This is a genomic window from Serratia sp. Res13-Sevr-LER1-36-b (assembly GCF_015673035.1).
In the GTDB taxonomy this organism is placed as follows: domain Bacteria; phylum Pseudomonadota; class Gammaproteobacteria; order Enterobacterales; family Enterobacteriaceae; genus Chania; species Chania fonticola_C.
Genome location: NZ_JADACK010000038.1, coordinates 168290 through 192330, shown reverse-complemented (window position 1 = coordinate 192330; position 24041 = coordinate 168290). Strand labels below are relative to the sequence as shown.

The following is a 24041-nucleotide window of genomic DNA, read 5'->3' as shown; positions in this document are numbered from 1 at the left end:
CCTGACGATAACGCTAGCGGGCCATGATCATTGGCCCGCGGGCAAATACGGTGAGGTGATGCCCGCACGCTGCATCTTTTCCTGATAGTCTTTTCTGACAATGTCCAGCGCGGCCAGCGCCGTTGCCGGATCGATCTCGTTGCATTCCAGCAGGTAAATCAAGTCTACCGCCAGTTGTAATTCTGGGGAGGCATTCTCTAGCGACATAAGTCCAACGTTTGTGTGAGTAAAGGGATCTTCCCGTGTTTTAAACGCAGGAGAGACGAGATTGTGCTTGGGCTGAGTATAGTGAACCTGGCGCGGGGAGGGGAATAATCATTAAAATAATGTGACAAATATTCAAAAACCGTTTTCTTTTCGCTCGATACTGCGCTCTATGCGCGCCAACGCTTGCCGACAACGCACTAATCTGCCCTCAAATGCGGCCAGTTCCTGTTGTAATTTCTTCTGCGCGGCGAAGGTGGTTTGTTGCCCTAACAGACTTTCGCGGTCCTGGATCATGGCGATCAAGCGGCGTTCATAATCCTGATGTTCGGCGAGCTTATGGTACAAATCGACCACAGCCACTTCCTTCGGCTGATTTTTACGCCGTATTGTCTGGGTCGCCATTTCGCGCTGTAACGCGGTGAGCTGTGCAACCAGCTTTTCCGCCAGAAAGGCGACGTGAGCGGTACGGTTGTCTTTTACCGCCGTTTGTAGCTGGGCAAAGTTCTTTTGTATCTCGGCCAGATAATCTCGTAACCGCGTGCCGTGGTTGGAGAACAGGGCAACGTCAAACCGCGCCTGCGAGATAGGGGTATCACCTCGCGGTTGGATTTCGCTGGCCAGGGCGGCGATCTGTTGTTCAAGCGCCTGTAATAAGCGGTGCGTAGTCACGTGAGATCCTTCGATAAGGCAGTAAGTGTCTAAGCTTGCCCGTGAAAGAGAGATGAGACAAGCTTCGGATGGATAAAGCCGCCAACTGGCAGCATTATGGCCAAGGATGCTACAGTTAACGGGCCATCATGATAGGTAAGGACAGGCATGACTCGTTGGTTGTTGATTATACTGGGTTGGTTAGCCGTGGTGCTGGCAACGTTGGGCGTGGTGCTGCCACTGCTGCCAACGACCCCATTTCTGTTACTGGCTGCCTGGTGCTTTGCACGTTCTTCACCGCGTTTTCATCATTGGTTGCTGTATCGCTCCTGGTTCGGTTCTTATTTGCGTCATTGGCAACAGCATAAGGCGTTACCGCCTGGAGCCAAGTGGAAAGCGGTGCTGGTCATTGTCGTGACGTTTGCTGCTTCCCTATGGTTGGTGAACCTTTGGTGGGTGCGAGGTGTACTGCTGGCGATCCTGGTTATTTTGCTGACCTTTATGCTCCGGCTGCCAGTTATTGACCTGCCGCAACAAAAACAGCGCTGATCGTGCGGCGTCAGTTGCATTTATCCGCCTTTTTGCATAGATTTGGGCGTTTTCGTGCGCAGGTTTCCTCCCGACGTTTTTTTGTTCAAAGCGTGGTGGTTGAAGGCCTGTGTGGAAGTTATCAGGTAGTTTTATCAGGCAATAACTATGACCGCGACTGCGCAACAGCTTCAGTATATTAGAGACAGTATCAAAACCATTCCCGACTACCCGAAGCCGGGTATTCTGTTCCGTGATGTGACCAGCCTGTTGGAAAACCCGCTGGCGTATGCTTCCAGTATTGAACTGCTGGTCGAACGTTACCGCGATACGGGCGTCACCAAGGTGGTGGGTACTGAAGCGCGTGGTTTCCTGTTCGGCGCACCGGTGGCGTTGGCGCTGGGCGTTGGCTTTGTGCCGGTACGCAAACCGGGCAAATTGCCGCGTGCGACGCTGAGCGAAAGCTATGAGCTGGAATACGGCACCGACAAGCTGGAAATTCACACCGATGCCATCGTTGCTGGCGACAAAGTGCTGGTCGTTGACGATCTGCTGGCCACCGGTGGCACGATTGAAGCCACCGCCACGCTGATCCGCCGTTTGGGGGGGGAAGTGACAGACGCGGCATTTATCATCAACCTGCCGGACCTAGGGGGCGAAACGCGCCTGAATAATCTGGGTATTAATTGCTACTGCCTGCTCGACTTCGCTGGGCATTGATACCTTCGATAGACAACCCCGTGGTTCGCTGCGGGGTTGACGTATAACCACGACTTCCCCGTTTTCTCCGCTGTATTCTATCCTCATCAATTTCTTGCTGAAAACGCCAAGGTTCTGGCTCGCGGCAACATTTTAACCCACGGCCTCATATGATAAAGTCCATTCAGGCGTGGTTGAAAAGTGATCGATTGTGAAAAAAAACAGCAAACTCAATTTACACGATGCGGTATTCAAACAGTTTCTAATGCACCCAGGGACAGCACAGGATTTCCTCGAAATCCATCTGCCAGGAGAACTACGCAAGATTTGTGACCTCAGCACTCTGAAACTTGAATCCGGCTCTTTTGTTGAGGACGATCTACGCCAGTATTTTAGTGATGTTCTCTATAGCCTGAAAACCGCGGCGGGCGATGGGTACATTCATGTGCTTATCGAACATCAGTCAACGCCAGATCAACATATGGCCTTCAGGCTGCTGCGTTACGCCATTGCCGCCATGCAGCGTCATCTTGCGGCCGGGCACAAAAAGCTACCCCTGGTTATTCCTATACTGTTCTACACTGGCAAACGTAGCCCGTACCCGTATTCAACCAACTGGCTGCAGGAGTTTGACGCTCCTGAGCTGGCGAAAAAAATCTACGGTGCCGATTTTCCTGTGGTGGATGTCACTGTCATTCCCGATGATGAAATTATGAATCACCGCAGCATGGCCGCACTGACGCTGTTACAGAAACATATCCACCAACGCGACATCACAGAGCTGACTGACCGGTTAGCGACCATCCTGATGGCGGGATATCTTTCTTCGCAACAGGTGATATCGTTGGTACACTATTTAGTACAGGCTGGCGAAACCGCCGACGCAGAAGCCTTTGTACGCGAGCTGGCACAACGAGTGCCCGAACACGGAGACGAACTAATGACTATTGCAAAACAGCTGGAGCAGAAAGGCAGAATTGCAGGTCGAGAAGAGGGCCGAATTGCTGGGCTTGAAGAAGGCCGCGAAGAAGGCGTTCTGCTGGGTAAGCTGGACGTAGCCCGTAGCCTGCTCAAAATGGGCATGGCTCGTGAGGCCGTGCTTGAGGCAACGGGTTTGACCGAAGACGAGCTGGCCCAGATCCGCCACTAAAGCTTTAACGGCTGGCGTTCGTTGGCCGTTCCACCTTGTATCGTGATGGCCTTATTTTCAGAGGCAGCCGGTTACTGCCTGGTTAGCTAAAACTGCAAAAAGCCAGTTTCAGACGGCCGATAAAGCCCCATAGGTAGCTCTTCACTGTCAAACACAGTATAAATTCTTTCAGGTGGTTAACCCTCGCCAAGGTGTTTCCCTGTCATTGACTGGCCACCAGGCTCGCACCTGACAGGCATGATGCAAAGTTATAGGAATGACGGCGGGCGTACTGTTACACTAAAGTGTGCGTGGCCATCGGACGATAAAGGGTATCGGTTCAACCTCGGTACCCAGCAGGCCGCCCACATGGCAATGTCCTTGACGTTGTGATGTACTACTTGGGTTGAAATTACTCCATAAATCAGTGATGAAGTCTTAATGAGCTATCAGGTTCTTGCCCGTAAGTGGCGCCCCCAAACGTTTGCAGAGGTTGTCGGACAAGAGCATGTCCTGACGGCGCTGGCTAATGGCCTCTCTCTGGGGCGGATCCATCACGCCTATCTGTTCTCCGGCACGCGCGGCGTGGGTAAAACCACCATTGCACGGCTGCTGGCCAAAGGTTTGAACTGCGAAACAGGCATCACCGCGACGCCCTGCGGCCAGTGTGATAACTGCCGTGAGATCGAGCAGGGGCGCTTTGTCGATCTGATCGAGATCGATGCCGCCTCCAGAACCAAAGTGGAAGATACTCGCGATCTGCTCGATAACGTGCAATACGCCCCGGCGCGTGGCCGTTTCAAGGTCTACCTGATCGATGAAGTCCACATGCTCTCGCGCCACAGCTTCAATGCGTTGCTGAAAACGCTGGAAGAGCCGCCTGCGCACGTCAAGTTCCTATTGGCAACCACCGATCCGCAGAAGCTGCCGGTCACTATTCTTTCCCGCTGCCTGCAATTCCATCTTAAAGCGATGGACGTGGAACAGATCCGCACGCAGTTGGAAACCGTCTTGCTGGCAGAGCACATCACCAGCGATGCCCGCGCGTTGCAACTGTTGGCGCGCGCCGCCGATGGCAGTATGCGTGATGCCCTCAGCCTGACCGACCAGGCGATTGCCATGGGGCAAGGGCAGGTGACGACCGACACCGTCAGCCAGATGCTAGGGACGTTGGATGATGAGCAGCCGCTGGCCATCCTGGAAGCCCTGGTGAGTGCCGACGGCGAAAAAGTGATGGCGCAGGTCGCCCAGGCAGCGTCACGCGGTGTGGATTGGGAAAACCTGCTGGTGGAAACACTGGCGCTGCTGCACCGCATTGCGATGGTGCAACTGCTGCCTGCAGTGCTGGATAACCATTACGCTGCGATTGAGCAGCGGTTACGTGAGCTGGCGCGCACCCTGCCGCCAACGGACGTACAGCTTTACTACCAAACCTTGCTGGTTGGCCGCAAAGAGCTGGCCTATGCCCCGGATCGCCGTATGGGCGTTGAGATGACCCTGCTGCGCGCGCTGGCGTTTCACCCAAAAGCGGTGATCCCAGAGCCGGTGGCCATGGTGCAGATCGCGCCGGCGCAGCCGCAGGGGAATATGGCTGTTGCGCCACCTTCTGCCTATCCAGATACCCCGCCCCCCTTAGGGCAGGCTGCGCCGCCGCAGAATACTCAACCAACAAATTTACCGGATGCTACCGCGCAGCTACTTAAAGCGCGAACCCAGTTGCTGCGGCAACAGGGGGCATCCACCGCAAAAAAGAATGAGCCGGCGGCGCCAGGAATAGCGCGGCCGGCTAACTCGGCACTAGAGCGTTTAGCCTCGGTAACCGAACGCAGCCAGAAGCGTCAGGCCGAAAAGATCGTTACGGAGAAACCGGCCAAGCCGGAGGCTTATCGCTGGCGCGCGCTTACCGAACCAGAAGCCGTGCCGGAACCGCTGGCCACGCCAAAAGCGTTGCGTACGGCGCTCGAACATGAAAAAACGCCTGAGCTGTCGGCTAAACTGGTGGTTGAGTCCATCGAACGAGATCCTTGGGCGGCAGAGATCGACCAGCTAAAAATACCGAAACTGGTGCAGCAACTGGCGCTAAATGCCTTTAAGCAGCAACTGGCACCAGACAGTATTTGTCTCCACCTGCGGTCTTCGCAGCGTCATCTGAATTCGCTTTCGGCGCAGAAGACGCTTGCACAGGCACTCAGTGAGTTACATGGCCGCACGGTTGAACTCAGCGTGGTGGAAGACGATAATCCGGCGGAGCGGACTCCGCTGGAGTGGCGGCAAGCCATTTATGAAGAAAAACTGGCACAGGCTCGCCAGTCCATCGTTGCGGATACCAATATCCAGACCCTGCGTCGGTTCTTCGATGCAGATCTGGATGAAGAGAGTATTCGCCCTATTTAACGCGGCGCACAGTGCGCGGCCAATGCAATGAGAGACGACTATGTTTGGTAAAGGCGGTATGGGTAACCTGATGAAGCAAGCCCAGCAAATGCAGGAAAAGATGCAGCAGATGCAGGAAGAAATTGCCAAATTGGAAGTGACTGGTGAATCCGGCGCAGGCCTGGTGAAAGTGACCATCAACGGGGCGCATAACTGCCGCCGGGTTGAAATCGACCCAAGCCTGATGGAAGACGACAAAGAGATGCTGGAAGATCTGATCGCTGCTGCTTTCAATGACGCAGCACGTCGCATCGAAGAAACCCAGAAAGAGAAGATGGCGTCGGTTTCCAGCGGGATGCAGTTGCCGCCAGGCTTTAAGATGCCGTTCTGATGCAAACCAGCCCGCTCCTTGAATCATTGATGGAGGCACTGCGCTGCCTGCCGGGCGTTGGCCCGAAGTCGGCGCAGCGTATGGCGTTCCAACTGCTGCAGCGCGATCGCAGCGGCGGGATGCGGCTGGCACAGGCGCTGACCCGTGCCATGTCGGAGATCGGCCACTGTGCCGATTGCCGTACCTTCACCGAGCAGGATACCTGCACCATCTGCAATAATGTGCGCCGCCAGCAAAACGGCCAGATTTGCGTAGTGGAGAGCCCGGCGGATATTCACGCCATCGAGCAGACCGGCCAGTTTGCCGGGCGCTACTTTGTGCTGATGGGCCATCTGTCACCGTTAGACGGCATTGGCCCTGGCGATATCGGCCTGGATCGGCTGGAGCAACGGCTGGAGAAGGAAACCATCACCGAAGTGATCCTGGCCACCAACCCGACGGTGGAAGGGGATGCTACGGCCAACTACATCGCCGAGATGTGTGGCCAATATGGCGTACTTGCCAGCCGCATTGCCCACGGAGTTCCGGTAGGTGGTGAACTGGAAATGGTGGACGGCACCACGTTGTCGCACTCCCTGGCCGGACGCCACGCGATCAAATTCTGATGATTCTGTACGGGGCAGCCCTCTGCCCCGTAATTCAGTTGACAAAAATTTCCCCGCCAGCCGCTTGAAAAACCACAGAGTTAACCCCATCTGATCCTCATTGCATGATTTGGTCACTACTGTCTTTGAGGTAATCAATGAGTATGAAAGGTCAAGAAACCCGTGGGTTCCAGTCTGAAGTCAAACAACTGCTTCATTTGATGATCCATTCGCTGTACTCCAATAAAGAAATCTTCCTGCGTGAGCTGATCTCCAACGCCTCCGATGCGGCAGACAAGCTGCGTTTCCGCGCGCTTTCCAAGCCTGAGCTGTATGAAGGTGATGGTGAACTACGCGTGCGTCTGTCTTTCGACAAAGAGAAGCGCACCCTGACGATTGCCGATAACGGCATCGGTATGAGCCGCGAAGAAGTGATCGAAAACCTGGGGACGATTGCCAAATCTGGTACCAAGGCCTTCCTGGAGTCTATCGGCTCAGACCAGGCTAAGGACAGCCAACTGATCGGTCAGTTCGGCGTGGGCTTCTACTCAGCGTTCATCGTGGCGGACAAAGTCACCGTACGTACCCGCGCGGCTGGTGCAGCGGAAGATCAAGGGGTGTACTGGGAGTCTGCCGGTGAAGGTGATTACACCATCGCCGATATCAACAAGGCCGATCGCGGCAGCGAAATTACCCTGCACCTGCGTGAAGGCGAAGACGAATACCTCGACGGCTGGCGTCTGCGCTCGGTGATTGGCAAATATTCCGATCACATTGCGCTGCCGGTAGAGATCGAAACCAAGAATGAAGAAGACGGCACCGTCACCTGGGAGAAAATCAACAAGGCGCAAGCGTTGTGGACTCGCAGCAAAGCCGACGTGACCGAAGAAGAGTACAAAGAGTTCTACAAGCATATTGCCCATGACTTTACCGATCCGCTGAGCTGGAGCCACAACCGGGTGGAAGGTAAGCAGGAGTACACCAGCCTGCTGTACATCCCGGCCCAGGCGCCGTGGGATATGTGGAATCGCGATCACAAACACGGCCTGAAGCTGTACGTTCAGCGCGTGTTTATCATGGATGACGCTGAGCAGTTCATGCCGAACTACCTGCGCTTTGTGCGTGGCCTGATCGATTCCAACGATCTGCCGCTGAACGTTTCGCGTGAAATCCTGCAGGACAGCCGTGTTACCCAGAACCTGCGTGGCGCGCTGACCAAACGTGTGTTGCAGATGCTGGACAAGCTGGCGAAAGACGATGCGGAAGCCTACCAGAAGTTCTGGCAGCAGTTCGGTATGGTACTGAAAGAAGGGCCAGCGGAGGACGGCGGCAACAAAGAGGCCATCGCCAAACTGCTGCGCTTTGCTTCTACGCACAATGACAGTTCGGCGCAAACCGTCTCGCTGGAAGAGTACGTCAGCCGCATGACCGAAGGCCAGGACAAGATTTACTACATCACCGCAGACAGTTATGCCGCCGCCAAGAGCAGCCCGCACCTGGAGCTGTTCCGCAAGAAAGGCATCGAAGTCCTGCTGCTGTCTGACCGTATCGATGAGTGGATGATGAGCTACCTGACCGAGTTTGACGGTAAGGTGTTCCAGTCGGTCAGCAAAGCGGATGAAGCGCTGGATAAACTGGCGGATGAAACCGAAGAGCAGAAAGAAGCCGAGAAGCAGCTGGAGCCGTTTATCGAGCGGGTCAAGACGCTGTTGGGTGAGCGCGTGAAGGACGTGCGTCTGACGCATCGTCTGACTGATACCCCGGCCATCGTCACCACCGATGCCGACGAGATGAGCACCCAGATGGCCAAACTGTTTGCCGCTGCGGGGCAAGCTGCGCCGGAAGTGAAGTATATCTTCGAGCTGAACCCAGAGCATGCGTTGGTCAAACGCGCATCCGATGTGGGCGATAACGAACAATTTGCCGAATGGATCGATCTGCTGTTGGATCAGGCCCTGCTGGCCGAGCGTGGGACGCTGGAAGATCCAAACCAGTTTATCCGCCGCATGAATAAGCTGTTGTCCGCTTAATCAGCAAAATACGCCCCAGACCTTAGAGTTTGGGGCGTAATCACTTCTATTCCGGTTAAATTTTCTCGCTGCTTGCCTCGTTTCAGCCCGATCTTTCCGCAACCGATTTCCTCTCGCTACCTTGAGCCACCCCCCTCAGAAATGGTAAGGTTGAGTGTTTTCGAAATTTAATAAAAACTCAAACCCGATAGACTTCCGGCCGCGGCCCGAAGAATGAAGGGAAATACATAGCAAGGGGATTTACGCAATGCGTATCATTCTGCTGGGCGCTCCAGGCGCTGGTAAAGGCACTCAGGCTCAATTCATCATGGAGAAATACGGCATTCCGCAAATCTCCACGGGCGATATGTTGCGCGCAGCCGTTAAGGCCGGTTCTGAGCTGGGCAAAAAGGCGAAAGAAATCATGGACGCCGGCAAGCTGGTGACCGATGAGCTGGTTATTGCGCTGGTCAAAGAGCGTATTACCCAGGAAGACTGCCGTAACGGTTTCCTGCTGGACGGTTTCCCACGCACCATTCCACAGGCCGATGCGATGAAAGAAGCCGGCATTAAAGTGGATTACGTGCTGGAGTTCGACGTGCCGGACGAACTGATCGTCGATCGTATCGTTGGCCGCCGCGTGCATGCGCCATCTGGCCGCGTGTACCACATCAAATTCAATCCGCCGAAGGTGGAAGGGAAAGATGACGCCACTGGCGAAGAGCTGACCACCCGTAAAGACGATCAGGAAGAGACCGTGCGTAAGCGCCTGGTGGAATACCATCAGATGACCGCACCGCTGGTGTCTTACTACCATAAAGAAGCCGAGGCGGGCAATACGTCCTACCACAAGATCGATGGCACCCGTAAGGTGACGGAAGTGAGCGCTGAGCTGGCGACCATTCTGGGCTAATCGGTGTCAAGGCTGTAGAAAACGCTGGGCTTGCTGTTGCTGCCCGGCGTTTTTTTTTGCCGCTTCATGCTAGGTTATCAGTGCTACCGTTTCGCCCGACAGGAAAAGCCGCATGCCCAGGCAGACAAATTTTTTGCAAGAAGCGACCGCGCGCCAGATCGTGCAACGCGCGATGAGCATCATTCACCATTCGGTCAACGTGATGGACAGCAACGGCGTCATTATTGCTTCCGGCAACGCCTCGCGTCTGTATCAGCGCCACGAAGGGGCGGTATTGGCTCTGACCGAAAACCGGGTGGTGGAGATTGATGAGGCCACGGCACAGCATCTGAAGGGGGTGCAACCCGGTATCAATCTGCCATTCAGTTTCCGCAATCAACTGGTCGGCGCGATAGGGGTTTCCGGCGATCCGGCTCAGGTGCGAGCCTATGGTGAACTGGTGAAAATGGCGGCGGAGCTGATGGTGGAACAGGCCGCGATGCTCGATCAACATCAGTGGGAGAAGCGTTACCGGGAAGAGCTGGCCAACCAACTGCTGCAAGGGCACAGTGAACCCGGTTCGCGCGAGGCGATGGCGGCCTATTTAGAACTGGATCTGCAACAGCCACGCATTGTCTGGCTGCTTGAGCTGTATGAGCCGCAGCCGCAGGCACTGAGAGGCTTGCTGGCAGAGCTGGAGATCACCCAGCGTGAGGCGCTTATCACCATGACCAGCTTTAATGAACTGGTGCTCTTGCGCCCGGCCTGTATGAGACAGGGCGTGTGGGACGTGCAGCAGGAGCGCAAGCTGGCCCAGCAACTCCAGCATGAGATCCAGCAACGCTTTGGCCTGCGGTTGATCGTCGGGGGCTTTTACAGTGGTGACGAGGGCGTCTACCGCTCCATTCAGACCGCGCGTGCAGTGCAAACCATGGCGCACCGCCTTAAGTTGCCCCAGCATACGCTATTTTATGATGACTACCCGCTGCCCTCTCTGTTGTGTGATTTGGGGGAGGATTGGCGAGCGCAGGAGCTATCCCGGCCCTGGCAGCAATTGAGCGCCCAGGATGAGAAAGGGATGCTGAGAAACACGCTGCGCCACTATTTCAATCAGAATTGTGACCAAACCAAGACTGCGGCACAGCTGCATATTCACGTTAACACCCTGCGTTACCGCCTACAGCGCGTAGAAAAAACGACTGGCCTGAAGATCAATCAATTGGCGGACGTCTTGCAACTGTATATCGGTATGTTGATGCAGGATTGAATTGTGTGAATGCACAAAATAACGTTATTTTTTACCCTTTTGTTTGTGTCTATCGCTAAAGAATTTCCGTTGTCGGCAGGGTATGGTATTCACTAACCGATGCAGTGGCATCCTCTGAAGATTAAGGCACTGTCGATGAACACCCTACAGAAAGTGGTAATTGCCCCCGACTCCTTTAAAGAGAGCCTGAGTGCTCAGGGTGTCGCAGAAGCGATCGAGCGTGGTTTCCGGCAAATCTATCCGCAGGCGCACTATGTGTTGCTGCCCATGGCGGACGGAGGCGAGGGCACCGTCGATGCGATGGTGGCCGCCACCGGTGGGGAAATCATCAATGTGCAGGTGAGCGGGCCGCAGGGCAAACCTACTGCAGCATTTTATGGTCTGTTGGGGGAAGGGAAAACCGCCGTTATCGAAATGGCGGCCGCGTCCGGGCTGCATCTGGTGGCGGGTGACGAACGCGATCCGTTGGTGACCACCAGCTTTGGCACCGGTGAGCTGATCCTGGCGGCACTGCAACAAGGTGTAGACTCGATCATTTTGGGGATCGGCGGTAGCGCAACCAACGATGGTGGGGCGGGCATGATGCAGGCGCTGGGCGCTAAGCTACTCGACCATCATAATCAAGAATTAAGGCCCGGTGGCGCGGCGTTGGCGCAACTGGCGCATATCGATCTCAGTCAATTGGATCCCCGCCTGCAGCAGGTGAAGATTACGGTAGCCTGTGATGTGGATAACCCGCTGTGTGGCGATCACGGGGCTTCAGCAATCTTCGGCCCACAGAAAGGGGCTACGCCGGAGAAGGTGCAGCAACTGGACAAGGCGCTGCATCATTACGGCACGCTCCTGGAGCAGAGCACCGGGCGCAAGGTATTGCAGGTGCCCGGCTCGGGCGCGGCAGGGGGCATGGGGGCGGCATTGATCGGTTTTCTGGCCGCTGAACTGCGGCCAGGCATCGAAATCGTGATCGAAACGCTGCATCTGGAAGATGCGGTACGTAATGCTGACCTGGTGATCACGGGTGAAGGGCGGCTCGACAGCCAGTCGATCCACGGCAAAACCCCGATCGGCGTTGCGCGGGTAGCCAAGCGCCACCAATTACCGGTGATTGCCATTGCCGGTAGCCTGTCAAAAGACTATCAGGTGGTGCATCAACACGGCATCGACGCCGCTTTCTCGGTGATCGACCGCATCGTGACGCTGCCAGAGGCGCTGGCGGACGCGGCCCATAACCTGGAAGTCACGGCGCGTAACGTAGCCGCCGTCTGGCAACTGGCGCAAAAATAACCCCCGTTCTACCTGTTATTGATATAGGTTCCGGTCCGGCGCTTTTCCGTTACAATAGGCCGCATGAGTGGCTGTTAATACGCTGAGAAATAACAGGGTATTTGCCGGGAAGGACAAGGGGATCGGAATGAAACAAGAGAAACACGGGGTATTGCTGGTGAATCTGGGTACGCCAGAGGCACCTACCCCGCAGGCGGTAAAACGCTATCTGAAAGAATTTCTCAGTGACAACCGGGTGGTCGATACTGCCCCGCTGATCTGGTGGCCAATTCTTAACGGCATCATTCTGCCGATCCGTTCACCGCGTGTGGCAAAGCTTTATCAATCCGTCTGGATGGAAGAAGGCTCACCGTTGCTGGTCTATAGCCGCCGCCAACAGCGGGAGCTGGCGGCGCGTATGCCAAATACCCCGGTAGAACTGGGCATGAGCTACGGTTCACCCAGCCTGGCACAGGCTATCGACAGCCTATTGGCGCAGGGCGTGACCAATCTGGTGGTGTTGCCGTTGTATCCGCAATACTCGTGTTCGACCAGCGCCGCAGTCTGGGATGGTGTGGCGCGGGTGCTGAAAGGCTATCGCCGCCTGCCATCGATTGGCTTTATCCGTGACTATGCCGAGCACCCAGCGTATATCCTGGCTTTGCAGCAAAGCGTTGAGCGGTCGTTCGCTGAACACGGTAAGCCCGATCGCCTGGTGATGTCGTTCCACGGTATTCCCAAACGCTACGCCACTCTGGGTGATGATTACCCGCAACGTTGCGAAGATACCTACCGCGCGTTGGCGGCGGCCATACCTCTGTCCCCAGATCGGGTGATGATGACCTATCAATCGCGTTTTGGCCGGGAGCCTTGGCTGACGCCGTACACCGACGAAACCCTGAAGAGCCTGCCAGCGCAAGGGGTGAAGCATATCCAACTGATCTGCCCCGGTTTTTCTGCAGATTGCCTGGAAACGCTGGAGGAGATCAAAGAGCAGAACCGCGAAATCTTCCTTGAGGCGGGGGGCGAGAAGTTTGAATACATCCCGGCACTTAATGATGACGCCGCCCATATCGATATGATGCAACAGCTGGTGGGTCAACGGCTGTAATCAAGCCGGCTTTTCACCGCTCGGCTAGCAAAATGCTCACGTGAAAGCGCAGCAATCAGGCGGGAATGTGCTAACATTCCTGCCTGTTCACCGCAACTCACCGCCAATCACATGAAATTTCCTGGTAAACGTAAATCCAAACATTATTTTCCGGTCAACGCTCGCGATCCGTTATTGCAGCAGACACAGCCTGAAAATGAAGTCAGTACCTCTTATGTCGTCGGTATCGATCAGACGCTGGTAGATATCGAAGCTAAAGTGGATGATGCGTTTGTTGAACGCTACGGCCTTAGCCTGGGCCATTCGCTGGTCATTGAAGACGACGTTGCCGAGGCGCTGTATCAGGAACTGAGCGACAACAACCTGATCACTCATCAATTTGCCGGTGGCACCATCGGTAACACCCTGCACAACTACTCGGTACTGGCGGACGATCGTTCCGTGCTGCTCGGCGTGATGTGCAGCAACGTCAAAATTGGCAGCTATGCCTATCGCTATCTGTGCAACACCTCCAGTCGTACCGATCTCAACTACTTGCAAGCGGTTGATGGGGCCATTGGCCGCTGCTTTACGCTGATTAGCGAGAGCGGCGAGCGCACCTTTGCCATCAGCCCGGGGCAGATGAACCAGCTACGCCCGGAAAGCATTCCGGAAGAAGTGATCGCAGGGGCTGCCGCGTTGGTACTGACCTCCTACCTGGTGCGTTGCAAACCCGGTGAGCCAATGCCGGAAGCCACCATGCAGGCGATCGCGTTTGCCAAAAAGCATGATGTACCGGTGGTGCTGACGCTGGGCACCAAGTATGTCATTGCGGATAACCCGGTGTGGTGGCGTGATTTTCTCAGGGAACATGTTTCCATTCTGGCGATGAATGAAGATGAGGCGCTGGAACTCACTGGGTTGAGCGATCCGCTGATGGCCTCAGAGATGGCATTGGACTGGGTAGATTTGGTGCTGTGTACCGCTGGGCCAAACGGTCTGTACATGGCAGGCTACACCGAAGAGGCCAACAAGCGTGAAACTCAGCATCCGCTGTTGCCGGGCCATATCGCCGAGTTTAACCGCTTCGAATTCAGCCGTGCGATGCGCCGTGCAAGCTGCGAAAACGCGCTCAAGGTCTATTCGCATATCGCCCCGTATATGGGCGGCCCGGAAAAGATCATGAATACCAACGGTGCGGGCGACGGTGCGTTGTCTGCGCTGCTGCATGATATCGCCGCTAACGGCTATCACCGTAACAACGTGCCAAACTCCAGCAAGCATGTACGTAGCTACCTGACCTATTCTTCATTGGCGCAGGTCTGCAAATATGCCAACCGCGTTAGCTATCAGGTGCTTAACCAGCACTCGCCACGTTTGACCCGTGGGCTGCCGGAGCGGGAAGACAGTCTGGAAGAGTCTTACTGGGAACGGTAACCAACAACCGGTAAGAGCGCGGTTTTAGCGCTCTTACCGGCTTAATGGCTTCAGATTGGGCAGGCGGCCAGCTTCTCTTCTTCCGACAGCGTATCCAGCTTGAGGATATTCAACATGCTGTTGGCGATCTCACGTTCACCCATCACCACCTGATCGGCACCCCGGTCGGAAATATACGAAACCTCGTCGTCGTAATGAGCGCGGGCGATAATCTCCAGAGTAGGGCGCTTGGTGCGGGCCGAGGCCACGATCTCACCGGCTTCATAACCGTTGGGAATGGTCAGCAGCAACCAGCGTGCGCAGTCGAGCCGCGCCAGTTCCATGATCTCAGGATTGGCTGCATTGCCTAACACCGCTTTGATCCCTTGAGCGCGCAGCGCTTCAACCCGAGGGCGAGAGTTTTCTATCACCACCATCGAGACGCCTTCTTCGCTCAGCTTGGCCCCAAGCAGGCTACCAACCCGACCATAACCCACGACGACGGCGTGATTGCAGATATCGACCGGGATCTGCTTCTCTTCCTCCACCGCCTCTTCCAGGATCTGATCCTCGATTGTTTCCGTCTTGGCCAGATAGCGCTCCAGCAAGGTAAACAGCAGCGGGTTGAGCATGATTGACAGGATCGCTCCGGCCAGCACCAGATTGCGGCCATGCTGATCCATCATGCCCAGCGTGACCCCCAATCCGGCCAGGATAAAGGCGAACTCACCAATCTGCGCCAGGCTGGCGGAAATGGTCAGCGCGGTACGCTTGGAGTGACCGAACATTTTGACCAGTGCGAAGGCTGCCACCGATTTACCAAACAGGATAATCGCCAGCGTTGCCAACACCGCCAGCGGTTGGTTGATCAGGATCATCGGGTCGAACAGCATACCGACCGAGACAAAGAACAGCACCGCAAAGGCGTCACGCAGCGGCAGCGTATCGTGCGCTGCGCGGTGGCTCAGTTCCGATTCGTTCAGCACCATACCGGCAAAGAAGGCACCCAGGGCAAATGAGACGTCAAACAGGCCGACAGCGCCGTAGGCAATACCCAGCGCCAGTGCCAATACCGCCAGCGTAAACAGCTCGCGCGAGCCGGTACTGGCGGTTTTTGCCAGGATCCATGGCACCACACGGCGGCCGACGATAATCATCAGCGCGATAAAGGCGATAACCTTGCCAATGGTGATGGCCAACTCGGTGAGCAGTTGCGTGGTGCTGGCGGTATCGCTGTTGAGCATATTGGCAAACGCCGGCAGCAGCACCAGGGCCAACACCATGGCCAAATCTTCGACAATCAGCCAGCCGATGGCGATCTGCCCACGTTGGCTGTCGATCAGTTGCCGTTCTTCCAGGGCGCGCAGCAGTACCACGGTACTGGCGGTGGACAGACACAGGCCGAACACCAGGCCGGAAACCAAATCCCAGCCCATCAGTTTGGACAGCCCCATCCCCAACACCGTCGCGACGGCGATTTGGGCAATGGCCCCTGGGATAGCGATATTTTTTACTGCGAGGAGATCTTTAAGCGAGAAATGGAGACCAACACCGAACATCAGCAGGATCACCCCAATCTCCGCGAGTTCCGGCGCCAACGAGGTATCAGCGACGAAACCGGGGGTAAACGGGCCGGCAAGTACGCCTGCGGCCAGATACCCTACCAATGGGGAGATGCGCAGGCGGTTTGCCAGCATTCCGAAGAGGAAGGCGAGTACTAACCCTCCAACAATAGTGGTGATCAAGGGTGTTGAATTATGCATCCATACTCCTCTGGTTGTGCTCACGGATGTTACGAAAGGATACATTTAGTTTATTGCATTTGTGCTTTCATTGCTTAGCTAATTTAGGGTTTTGTGTAAAAAACCAGACTATTCGTCTATTATGGCAGAAGGAAGGGGAATTATGGTGTAATTGACCGGATTAAATGGGGTTTCGGAGTAGATAACCCGGTTTAACTTCTGCGCTAAACCGGGGTGATGTCAGGGTTAATGCTGGTTATGATCCATATTTGGTAGCAATGCGGTGATAATGCCGATAAGCGGCAGGAATGCACAGATTTGATAAACCAGCTCGATACTGGTCAAATCGGCGACATAACCAAGAACTGCCGCGCCTAACCCGCCCATACCGAAAGCAAAACCGAAGAATAGCCCGGAAACCATCCCCACTTTGCCGGGGATCAGCTCTTGCGCATACACCAGAATGGCCGAGAAGGCCGAGGCCAGAATAACCCCGATGATCACCGTCAAAATCCCGGTCCAGTAGAGAGAAGCATGGGGTAAAGCCAGGGTAAATGGTGCAGCACCGAGGATAGAACCCCAAATCACATATTTACGCCCGAACTTATCTCCCAAAGGCCCGCCAATGATGGTTCCTGCTGCCACGGCAAACAGGAAGGCAAACAAATGGAATTGGGCATTCTGTATCGAAACGCCGAACTTATGTATGAGATAAAAGGTGTAATAGCTGCTAATACTCGCCAAGTAGAAGTATTTGGAGAATATCAGCACCAGCAGGATGCTTAAGGAGAACACGACGGTACGTTTTGGCAGCGGTTTGACCAGGGAAGCGGTTTTTGGCTTGCCTTGGGCCGCCCGATGTTGCTGCTGATACCATTTACTGACTTGCAACAGGACCACAATGGCCAGCAGCGCAGCCAGTGAGAACCAGGCGATATTTCCCTTGCCGTAGGGGGCGATAATCAGCGCGGCCAACAGCGGGCCGAGTGAACTGCCGAAGTTGCCCCCCACCTGGAACAGCGACTGGGCCAAACCGTGCCGTCCACCGGATGCCATGCGAGCAACGCGGGATGACTCAGGATGGAATACCGAGGAACCGGTGCCCACCAACGCGGCCGCCAGCAGCACCAGAGGGAAGGTGTTGGCCACCGAAAGCAGCAGTAAGCCCGACAGGGTGAATCCCATGCCGATGGGTAGCGAATAAGGCTGCGGGTGCTTGTCAGTGTAATAACCAATCAGCGGTTGTAGCAGCGATGCGGTGAGCTGATAGGTTAGGGTGATCATCCCGATCTGCACAAAGCTGAGGCTAAAATCGGCTTGCAAAATCGGGTAAATCGCCACGATCAGCGATTGCATCATATCGTTGAGCAGGTGAGAAACGCTGATAGCACCGAGAATAGAGAACGCTGTGCCTTTGGCCGCGCTGCTGGTTACCGGTGGAATATCCGTTTCACTACGGTCAGTCATATTATTATTAGCCTGGTAAGTGAGAGGAGAGAGCCGACATCTTATAACGTTCATCTTTCGTCCGACAACGGGGTAGCTGATTCTCTCTCGATCATTATGTGCTATCGGGAGCGCCGATCAAATTATGACCAGTCGTGCCTTTCCGACATAATTTGACGTATGTCGCAAAAATTTGAAATTAGTTGCAGCCGATTCGCGTTACAATTTCGTCCTCATCAAAAAATACCCATTATTAACAATGGAGATCTGCCATGCGCTTTTCGCTTCACACCACCGCATGTGCGTTGGCTGTTTCCCTGACGTTGTTTTCAGGAACGGTCAGTGCCTGGGAAAAGGATAAAACCTACGATATCACCATCCTGCACACCAACGATCATCACGGCCATTTCTGGCAGAACGATCATGGTGAGTACGGCCTAGGGGCGCAAAAGACGCTGGTGGACAGTATCCGTCAGGAAGTGGCGGCGAAAGGCGGCAGCGTGCTGCTGCTGTCCGGTGGGGACATCAACACCGGCGTGCCAGAGTCGGATTTGCAGGATGCAGAACCCGATTTCCGTGGCATGACGCTGATCGGCTACGACGCGATGGCGATCGGCAACCACGAATTCGACAACCCGCTCAGCGTGTTGCGCCAGCAGGAGAAGTGGGCTTCTTTCCCGCTATTGTCCGCCAACATTTATCAAAAAAGCACCCAGCAACGCCTGTTCAAGCCTTATGCCCTTTTTGAAAAGCAAGGGGTGAAGATTGCGGTGATCGGCCTGACCACCGATGACACCGCAAAAATCGGCAACCCGGAATACTTTACCGATATCGAATTCCGTGTCCCGGCGCAAGAAGCCAAGCAGGTGGTGGAGCAGCTGCGCAAAGATGAAAAGCCGGACGTGATTATCGCTGCCACCCACATGGGCCACTACGACGATGGTAACCATGGCTCCAACGCGCCGGGGGACGTAGAGATGGCACGTAGCCTGCCTGCGGGCTATCTGGATATGATTGTCGGTGGGCATTCGCAAGATCCGGTCTGTATGGCGAGTGAAAACCACAAACAGGTGGATTATGTCCCGGGCACGCCTTGCTCGCCAGATCGCCAAAACGGGACCTGGATCGTCCAGGCTCACGAATGGGGTAAATACGTTGGTCGTGCCGACTTCCAGTTCCGCAACGGCGAACTGAAATTGATGCATTACCAGCTGATCCCGATCAACCTGAAGAAAAAGGTAGAGAAAGCCGACGGCACCAGCGAGCGGGTCTATTACACCCAGCAGATCCAGGAAGATCCGTCGATGATGAAGCTGCTGACGCCTTTCCAGGACAAGGGCAAGGCCCAGTTGGAAGTGAAAGTGGGCAGCGTCAACGGCAAACTGGAAGGGGATCGCAGTAAAGTCCGCTTCGTGCAGACCAACCTTTCGCGCGTGCTGCTAGCCGCGCAGATGGAACGCGCCAACGCAGACTTCGCCGTGATGAGCGGTGGTGGCGTGCGTGACTCGATCGAGGCTGGTGATATCACCTATAAAAACGTGCTCAAGGTGCAGCCGTTTGGCAACACGCTGGTGTATGTCGATATGAAAGGCAGCGAGGTTGAGCCGTATCTGGCAGCGGTAGCCAATATGAAGGTGGATTCCGGTGCCTATGCGCAGTTCGCCAACGTCAGCTTGGTGGCGGACGGCAAAGGCGTTAGCGACGTCAAGATCAAGGGTGAACCTTTACAGGCAGACAAGACCTATCGTATGGCGACGCTGAACTTCAACGCCCTGGGCGGCGACGGTTATCCGAAGATCGATACCCTGCCAAGCTACGTCAATACCGGCTTTATCGATGCGGAAGTGCTCAAGCAGTATATCGAGAAGCACTCACCGCTGGATGCGGCGGCGTACGAGCCTAAAGGCGAGATCGTTTACAAGTAAGGTGACATAGGCCGTTGCAGAGGAAGCTAACGGCCTACTTTTTCAGTCCCGCTTGGCGATCTCGGCGAAGGTGCCGGACAGCAAGCGGCACAGATCGCTAGCCGCCAATTCAATATCCAACCCGCGTTTGCCGCCGGAAACGAAAATGGTGGCAAACTGTTGTGCTGGGCTGTCGATCACCGTGGGCAAGCGTTTCTTTTGCCCGAGTGGGCTGATCCCGCCAACCAGATAACCCGTCACACGTTGAGCGACTGTCGGATCGGCCATTTCGGCTTTCTTGGCCCCTAGCGCTTTCGCCACCTTCTTCAAATCCAACTGGGTCGCGACCGGCGTGACCGCTACGGCCAGATTTTTCGCATCGCCATTGAGGGACACCAACAGCGTTTTGTAGACCTGTTCGGCGTTCAGCCCCAGCTTTTTTACCACCTCGTCGCCAAAGTTGGTTTCTTCGCTATCGTGGTGATACGCGTGGAGGGTGAAGGCCACCTTTTGTTTTTCAAGCAGAACCACTGCGGGTGTCATAATCTCTTTTCCAAAACTGTGGGACGTTGTCATCGGTGGCAACGAAACGATAAAAATGGAGCCGAATGAGCAACCTGTGCCAAGGAGGATGAAAGGCAGTTGCCAATAGGTTCGTCAGGTTGCTACCCTGTCTATTGTAATCGTTAACACGGTTACAATGCGTATAACTAAAATATGAAAAATTCCTCTTTGACTGGCCAATAGCGATATTGGCCACTTTTTTATCGTGCCTGCAGCATGGCCGGTAAATTGTTTTCGCCATACAGATGCAAAGCACCGACCGCCACCACATAGTTTCCCGGCGGTAACGCTTCCAGCTTTTGCTGCCAGTGGCGATTGCGGCGGTGCATCAATACATCGTACAACTCGGCACTGAAGGTGGAGGGCAGCGTTTCCAACGTGGCGTGCGGCTTGGCGTCCAGCCACCAGCTCACCATGGTTTGCAGCAAACGGGCGTTGGTGTGCCAGTGCTCTAACGTATCGTGCAGCAGGGCCATACCGCCTTCTGGCAGTTGTTCCAGCATGCTCAGCTGTTCCTCGGCTCCTTCCAGTTCGATCACTGGCATCTGCTGCACTTTAGCGGCTTGCAATAGCTGGTAATCAATCCCGTATTCGGCGCGTAAACCCAGCCGCTGTGCCTGCCGCGCTTGCATCATCAGCGCAACCTGCCAGCCAGGAAGGGCAGAGAAGCTCTCAACATCCACCCCTAACTCCTGGCATAGCACCTGCAACCTTTGGAATTCTTCATTACCAAGGCGTTGTTCAAGTTCGAGTTGCGGCTCAGCGTGGCCAAATGGCGAAGAGGAGCCGGTGATATCGGCCTCAACAATCAACGCATCGGCCTGGCGCAGGCGTGCTGCTAACCGGGCAGGCAGGGGCGACATATCGACGGTGCCCATATGAATGCTGCCGACCAAATGCAGTTGGCGATTTCCCGTTAGCCTGATGTCCAGGGCCGGGTAGGTGTAGCTCTGCGGGGAAATAATACCGAGAAAGGTAGCAATGCGGCGTAACAGTTGACCCATACAGCGTGGCTCCTGATCCTTTCCACCAGCGTGCAGGATGGCTGCTGGCTTTTCCCCATGCTAAACGCTAAGTGGCTGACAATAAAGCCCGAGGGCAGGGGAATTATCTCAAAAGGCCGGAGCGCGATGGGTTGCGCCCCGGTGGAGGGTTACTGCTTGGGTTTAAAACGCAGTAATCGGTTGGCGTTGCTGACCACGGTAATGGAGGAGAGAGCCATAGCTGCGCCAGCGACTACTGGGCTGAGCAGGGTACCTGTCAGCGGGTACAGCACACCGGCGGCAATGGGAATGCCAAGTGCGTTATAGATAAATGCCCCGAGCAGGTTCTGCTTCATATTACGCAGCGTTGCCTTCGACAAGGCCAGCGCGTCCGCCACGCCGTTCAGGCTGTGACGCATCAGGGTGATCGCCGCGGTTTCAATGGCGATATCACTGCCGCCGCCCATGGCGATCCCGACATCGGCCTGAGCCAGCGCGGGGGCGTCATTGATGCCGTCACCAACCATCGCGACCCGGTGGCCAAGTGCCTGCAACTGTTTGATCGCTTCGGCCTTACCATCGGGCAACACGCCAGCAATCACGCGGTCAATACCGGCCTCTTTGGCAATCGCGTTGGCCGTCACCGGGTTATCGCCCGTTAACATCACCAGTTGATAACCTTGTTGATGCAGGCGCTGTAGTGCGCTCACGCTGTCACTGCGTAACGGATCGCGGATGGCGATCAGCGCGGCAGGCTTGCCATTGGCAGCCAGCAGCACCGGCGTGATACCGCGTTCAGCCTGTTGCTGTATCTGCTGCGTGAGCTCATCGGTCGCGATCTGATTCTCTTGCAACAGCTTGGCGTTACCCAGCAACAGCTGCACACCTTCAACCTCACCGCTGACGCCGGAGCCGCGCAACGTCCGGAACTGCTCTACAGTAGGCAATGTCTGCCCTTTAGCCTGTTCGACGATGGCGCGCGCCAGTGGGTGGTTAGCCCCTTGTTCCAGCGCGGCGGCCCAACGTAAGGCCTGCTGCTCATCCATCTGGTTAAAGGTGATGATTTGCACCACGCGCGGCTGGCCTTCCGTTAGCGTACCGGTTTTATCGAACACCAGCGTATCGAGATTGCTGGCCTGCTGCAGCGCATCGGCGTCACGCACCAGCACGCCAAACTCCGCGGCCCGGCCAACGCCAGAGATAATTGACATCGGCGTTGCCAGCCCCAAAGCGCATGGGCAGGCAATAATCAGCACCGTGGTGGCGATCACCAGCGTGTAGACCAACTGCGGTTGTGGGCCAAAGAAGTACCAGATAGCGGCGCTGAACAGAGCGATGGCGACCACGGTGGGCACAAATACCGCCGAGATGCGGTCTGCCAGCTTACCGATTTCCGGTTTGCTGCTTTGCGCCTGGCGCACCAGCTTGATAATACGTGCCAGCGTGGTTTGAGTGCCTATGGCGGCCGCGCGAAACAGCACGCTGCCGTCGTCTACCACCGTACCGGCATGCACCGTATCGCCGACGCCTTTTTGCTGCGGCAACGCTTCGCCGGTCAGCATGGCTTCATCGATCCACACTTCGCCCTGCACGATTTCGCCGTCAACCGGGATGCGATCGCCAGTCGTCAGGCGTAACGTCATGCCTAATTGCACTTCTGCCAGCGGGATACTTTGCTCCCCCTGTTCTGTGACCAGCCTGGCGGTTGGCGGAGTGAGATCCAGTAGCCGTTCCAGCGCCTGGGAAGAACGCTGCCGCGCGCGCTGCTCCATGGCATGACCAAGGTTGATCAGGCCGATGATCATCGCACTGGCTTCGTAATACAGATGCCGTGCCTCCATCGGGAAGAAGTCTGGCCACAGGTTGACGCTGATGGAATACAGCCAGGCGGCACCGGTCCCCAAGGCGACCAGCGTATCCATGGTGGCACTGCCGTTCATCAACGATCGCCAGGCATTGCGGTAGAAGTGGCCACCGGCAAACACCATTACTGCCAGGGTAATGATGCCGACTATCAGCCACGGCCTCTGGGTTTCTGGCGTCAGTGACATACTGCCGCCAAACACGCCCCAGGCCATCAACGGTACGCCCACTGCCAAGCCTAATGCGGCCTGCCAGCGAAAGCGTTTCATATTAGCCTGCGCGGTTTGCTGTTGGCGTTCACGACGTTTGGTTTCGTCCTGGATCATCTCGGCGCCATAGCCCGCTTTTTCTACCGCAGCGACCAACGCCTGCGGTGTGGCCTTCCCGGTGATCAGGGCGCTGCGCTCCGCCAGGTTTACCCGCGCCAACTCAACGCCGGGGACGTTCTGTAATGCCGTCTGCACTTTATTGACGCAGCTTGCACAGGTCATACCGTTGAGCAACAGCTGGATGCTGTCGTCGTCGGTCTTGATTGCCGGAAGGGAAGAGGGGGCCGCTGCCTGGGGTTCCGGCAAGGTTGGTGCAGATTCAGTCAGCGGCTCAGTTTTTGGGTGGCTATTGGCTCCCGCCTGGCTGGCGTGATAGCCCGCATCCTCGACCGCAGCGATGAGCTGCTCTGGTGTGGCATCGCCATAGACTTTGGCACCCTCAATGGTAACATCGGCGGCGATCACGCCCGGCACCGCTTCCAGCGCTTTACGGGTGCTGCCCACGCAATGCATGCAGGAGAGGCCGGAAAGTTGTAATTCGGTGTCTGCCTGATGGGCGACTTCTGCCTGGAAGCCCGCGGCAACGACGCTGTCAATCAGCTCGGCAGCCGGGGCTGCACCGGTGATTTTAGCGTAGTGAACGTTGACGTTGGCCTGTTCGACATCTGCGCGACTTTCCAAGGCTTTTTTCACCTTTTGCGCGCAGTTCATGCAGGAGAGTCCCTGCAACGCCAGCACGGTAGTTTGTGACATGATGGTTTTCCTCGCAAAATA

The 24041-nt window shown here is 55.8% G+C and carries 20 protein-coding genes and 1 other annotated feature; of the genes, 13 read left to right on the top strand and 7 right to left on the bottom strand.

Features of this window, described 5'->3' with window-relative positions:
* Positions 1 to 27: 27 nt before the first annotated feature.
* Together rsmS and priC are read right to left on the bottom strand one after the other, a co-directional pair.
* Positions 28 to 207 (bottom strand): pleiotropic regulatory protein RsmS, encoded by a 180-nt coding sequence (rsmS, locus tag IMQ33_RS23040; RefSeq protein WP_021180129.1) that lies wholly within the window; start codon positions 205 to 207, stop codon positions 28 to 30.
* Positions 208 to 339: 132 nt separating this feature from the next.
* Complete coding sequence (gene priC, locus IMQ33_RS23035; RefSeq protein WP_024484404.1) at positions 340 to 876, bottom strand: primosomal replication protein PriC; 537 nt, start codon at positions 874 to 876, stop codon at positions 340 to 342.
* A 147-nt stretch (positions 877 to 1023) separates the two neighbouring features.
* Between priC and IMQ33_RS23030 the strand changes: the two genes are divergently transcribed.
* The 12 genes from IMQ33_RS23030 (at position 1024) to IMQ33_RS22975 (ending at position 14517) form a co-directional block, all read left to right on the top strand.
* The gene (locus IMQ33_RS23030) at positions 1024 to 1404 is read left to right on the top strand and encodes a DUF454 family protein (RefSeq protein ID WP_021805456.1); all 381 of its coding nucleotides are present in this window, start codon (positions 1024 to 1026) and stop codon (positions 1402 to 1404) included.
* 147 nt (positions 1405 to 1551) lie between these two features.
* Positions 1552 to 2103, top strand: a complete 552-nt coding sequence (gene apt, locus IMQ33_RS23025) for an adenine phosphoribosyltransferase (RefSeq protein WP_021180126.1) — start codon at positions 1552 to 1554, stop codon at positions 2101 to 2103.
* A 190-nt stretch (positions 2104 to 2293) separates the two neighbouring features.
* Positions 2294 to 3232 (top strand): Rpn family recombination-promoting nuclease/putative transposase, encoded by a 939-nt coding sequence (locus IMQ33_RS23020; protein ID WP_370573146.1) that lies wholly within the window; start codon positions 2294 to 2296, stop codon positions 3230 to 3232.
* A gap of 420 nt (positions 3233 to 3652) precedes the next feature.
* On the top strand, positions 3653 to 5605 hold the full coding sequence (gene dnaX, locus IMQ33_RS23015; RefSeq protein ID WP_196062914.1) for a DNA polymerase III subunit gamma/tau: 1953 nt from the start codon (positions 3653 to 3655) through the stop codon (positions 5603 to 5605).
* Positions 4938 to 5002, top strand: a sequence feature (DnaX frameshifting element). It overlaps the preceding gene by 65 nt.
* A 40-nt stretch (positions 5606 to 5645) precedes the next feature.
* Positions 5646 to 5975: a YbaB/EbfC family nucleoid-associated protein gene (locus IMQ33_RS23010; RefSeq protein ID WP_021180123.1), complete on the top strand. Its 330-nt coding sequence runs from the start codon at positions 5646 to 5648 to the stop codon at positions 5973 to 5975.
* Positions 5975 to 6580 (top strand): recombination mediator RecR, encoded by a 606-nt coding sequence (recR, locus tag IMQ33_RS23005; protein ID WP_024484410.1) that lies wholly within the window; start codon positions 5975 to 5977, stop codon positions 6578 to 6580. Before IMQ33_RS23010 ends, recR begins: the two co-directional genes overlap by 1 nt.
* Positions 6581 to 6723: 143 nt before the next feature.
* Positions 6724 to 8589, top strand: a complete 1866-nt coding sequence (htpG, locus tag IMQ33_RS23000) for a molecular chaperone HtpG (protein ID WP_173410227.1) — start codon at positions 6724 to 6726, stop codon at positions 8587 to 8589.
* 247 nt (positions 8590 to 8836) lie between these two features.
* Positions 8837 to 9481, top strand: a complete 645-nt coding sequence (adk, locus tag IMQ33_RS22995) for an adenylate kinase (RefSeq protein WP_024528407.1) — start codon at positions 8837 to 8839, stop codon at positions 9479 to 9481.
* Between the two features lie 112 nt (positions 9482 to 9593).
* On the top strand, positions 9594 to 10727 hold the full coding sequence (locus IMQ33_RS22990; RefSeq protein ID WP_024528408.1) for a sugar diacid recognition domain-containing protein: 1134 nt from the start codon (positions 9594 to 9596) through the stop codon (positions 10725 to 10727).
* A 135-nt stretch (positions 10728 to 10862) separates the two neighbouring features.
* On the top strand, positions 10863 to 12011 hold the full coding sequence (locus IMQ33_RS22985) for a glycerate kinase (RefSeq protein WP_098928394.1): 1149 nt from the start codon (positions 10863 to 10865) through the stop codon (positions 12009 to 12011).
* Positions 12012 to 12138: 127 nt separating this feature from the next.
* On the top strand, positions 12139 to 13101 hold the full coding sequence (gene hemH / locus IMQ33_RS22980; protein WP_065686292.1) for a ferrochelatase: 963 nt from the start codon (positions 12139 to 12141) through the stop codon (positions 13099 to 13101).
* Positions 13102 to 13212: 111 nt separating this feature from the next.
* On the top strand, positions 13213 to 14517 hold the full coding sequence (locus IMQ33_RS22975) for an inosine/guanosine kinase (RefSeq protein WP_024528411.1): 1305 nt from the start codon (positions 13213 to 13215) through the stop codon (positions 14515 to 14517).
* Between the two features lie 50 nt (positions 14518 to 14567).
* Here IMQ33_RS22975 and ybaL read toward each other — a convergent pair whose 3' ends face one another.
* Positions 14568 to 16259 (bottom strand): YbaL family putative K(+) efflux transporter, encoded by a 1692-nt coding sequence (gene ybaL, locus IMQ33_RS22970; protein WP_098928392.1) that lies wholly within the window; start codon positions 16257 to 16259, stop codon positions 14568 to 14570.
* 225 nt (positions 16260 to 16484) lie between these two features.
* Positions 16485 to 17705, bottom strand: coding sequence for an MFS transporter (locus IMQ33_RS22965; protein ID WP_186579548.1), 1221 nt, complete (start codon positions 17703 to 17705; stop codon positions 16485 to 16487).
* 251 nt (positions 17706 to 17956) lie between these two features.
* Between IMQ33_RS22965 and ushA the strand changes: the two genes are divergently transcribed.
* On the top strand, positions 17957 to 19609 hold the full coding sequence (gene ushA, locus IMQ33_RS22960; protein WP_024528414.1) for a bifunctional UDP-sugar hydrolase/5'-nucleotidase UshA: 1653 nt from the start codon (positions 17957 to 17959) through the stop codon (positions 19607 to 19609).
* Between the two features lie 42 nt (positions 19610 to 19651).
* On the opposite strand, the gene ybaK is transcribed toward ushA, so the two are convergent.
* The 3 genes from ybaK to copA form a co-directional block, all read right to left on the bottom strand.
* Positions 19652 to 20131, bottom strand: a complete 480-nt coding sequence (gene ybaK, locus IMQ33_RS22955) for a Cys-tRNA(Pro)/Cys-tRNA(Cys) deacylase YbaK (protein ID WP_024528415.1) — start codon at positions 20129 to 20131, stop codon at positions 19652 to 19654.
* 221 nt (positions 20132 to 20352) lie between these two features.
* Positions 20353 to 21156, bottom strand: coding sequence for a TraB/GumN family protein (locus IMQ33_RS22950; protein WP_196062913.1), 804 nt, complete (start codon positions 21154 to 21156; stop codon positions 20353 to 20355).
* A gap of 149 nt (positions 21157 to 21305) precedes the next feature.
* Positions 21306 to 24020, bottom strand: a complete 2715-nt coding sequence (copA, locus tag IMQ33_RS22945) for a copper-exporting P-type ATPase CopA (RefSeq protein WP_196062912.1) — start codon at positions 24018 to 24020, stop codon at positions 21306 to 21308.
* Between the last annotated feature and the right edge of the window lie 21 nt (positions 24021 to 24041).

Bases quoted from the DNA above. Each gene is read 5' to 3' on its own strand.
- recR (WP_024484410.1), top strand. From the start codon at position 5,975: ATGCAAACCAGCCCGCTCCTTGAATCATTGATGGAGGCACTGCGCTGC.
- IMQ33_RS22990 (WP_024528408.1), top strand. From the start codon at position 9,594: ATGCCCAGGCAGACAAATTTTTTGCAAGAAGCGACCGCGCGCCAGATC.
- adk (WP_024528407.1), top strand. From the start codon at position 8,837: ATGCGTATCATTCTGCTGGGCGCTCCAGGCGCTGGTAAAGGCACTCAG.
- htpG (WP_173410227.1), top strand. From the start codon at position 6,724: ATGAAAGGTCAAGAAACCCGTGGGTTCCAGTCTGAAGTCAAACAACTG.
- IMQ33_RS22975 (WP_024528411.1), top strand. From the start codon at position 13,213: ATGAAATTTCCTGGTAAACGTAAATCCAAACATTATTTTCCGGTCAAC.
- hemH (WP_065686292.1), top strand. From the start codon at position 12,139: ATGAAACAAGAGAAACACGGGGTATTGCTGGTGAATCTGGGTACGCCA.
- ybaK (WP_024528415.1), bottom strand. From the start codon at position 20,131: ATGACACCCGCAGTGGTTCTGCTTGAAAAACAAAAGGTGGCCTTCACC.
- rsmS (WP_021180129.1), bottom strand. From the start codon at position 207: ATGTCGCTAGAGAATGCCTCCCCAGAATTACAACTGGCGGTAGACTTG.
- IMQ33_RS23030 (WP_021805456.1), top strand. From the start codon at position 1,024: ATGACTCGTTGGTTGTTGATTATACTGGGTTGGTTAGCCGTGGTGCTG.
- ushA (WP_024528414.1), top strand. From the start codon at position 17,957: ATGCGCTTTTCGCTTCACACCACCGCATGTGCGTTGGCTGTTTCCCTG.
- IMQ33_RS22950 (WP_196062913.1), bottom strand. From the start codon at position 21,156: ATGGGTCAACTGTTACGCCGCATTGCTACCTTTCTCGGTATTATTTCC.
- apt (WP_021180126.1), top strand. From the start codon at position 1,552: ATGACCGCGACTGCGCAACAGCTTCAGTATATTAGAGACAGTATCAAA.
- IMQ33_RS23010 (WP_021180123.1), top strand. From the start codon at position 5,646: ATGTTTGGTAAAGGCGGTATGGGTAACCTGATGAAGCAAGCCCAGCAA.
- IMQ33_RS22985 (WP_098928394.1), top strand. From the start codon at position 10,863: ATGAACACCCTACAGAAAGTGGTAATTGCCCCCGACTCCTTTAAAGAG.
- IMQ33_RS22965 (WP_186579548.1), bottom strand. From the start codon at position 17,705: ATGACTGACCGTAGTGAAACGGATATTCCACCGGTAACCAGCAGCGCG.
- copA (WP_196062912.1), bottom strand. From the start codon at position 24,020: ATGTCACAAACTACCGTGCTGGCGTTGCAGGGACTCTCCTGCATGAAC.
- dnaX (WP_196062914.1), top strand. From the start codon at position 3,653: ATGAGCTATCAGGTTCTTGCCCGTAAGTGGCGCCCCCAAACGTTTGCA.
- ybaL (WP_098928392.1), bottom strand. From the start codon at position 16,259: ATGCATAATTCAACACCCTTGATCACCACTATTGTTGGAGGGTTAGTA.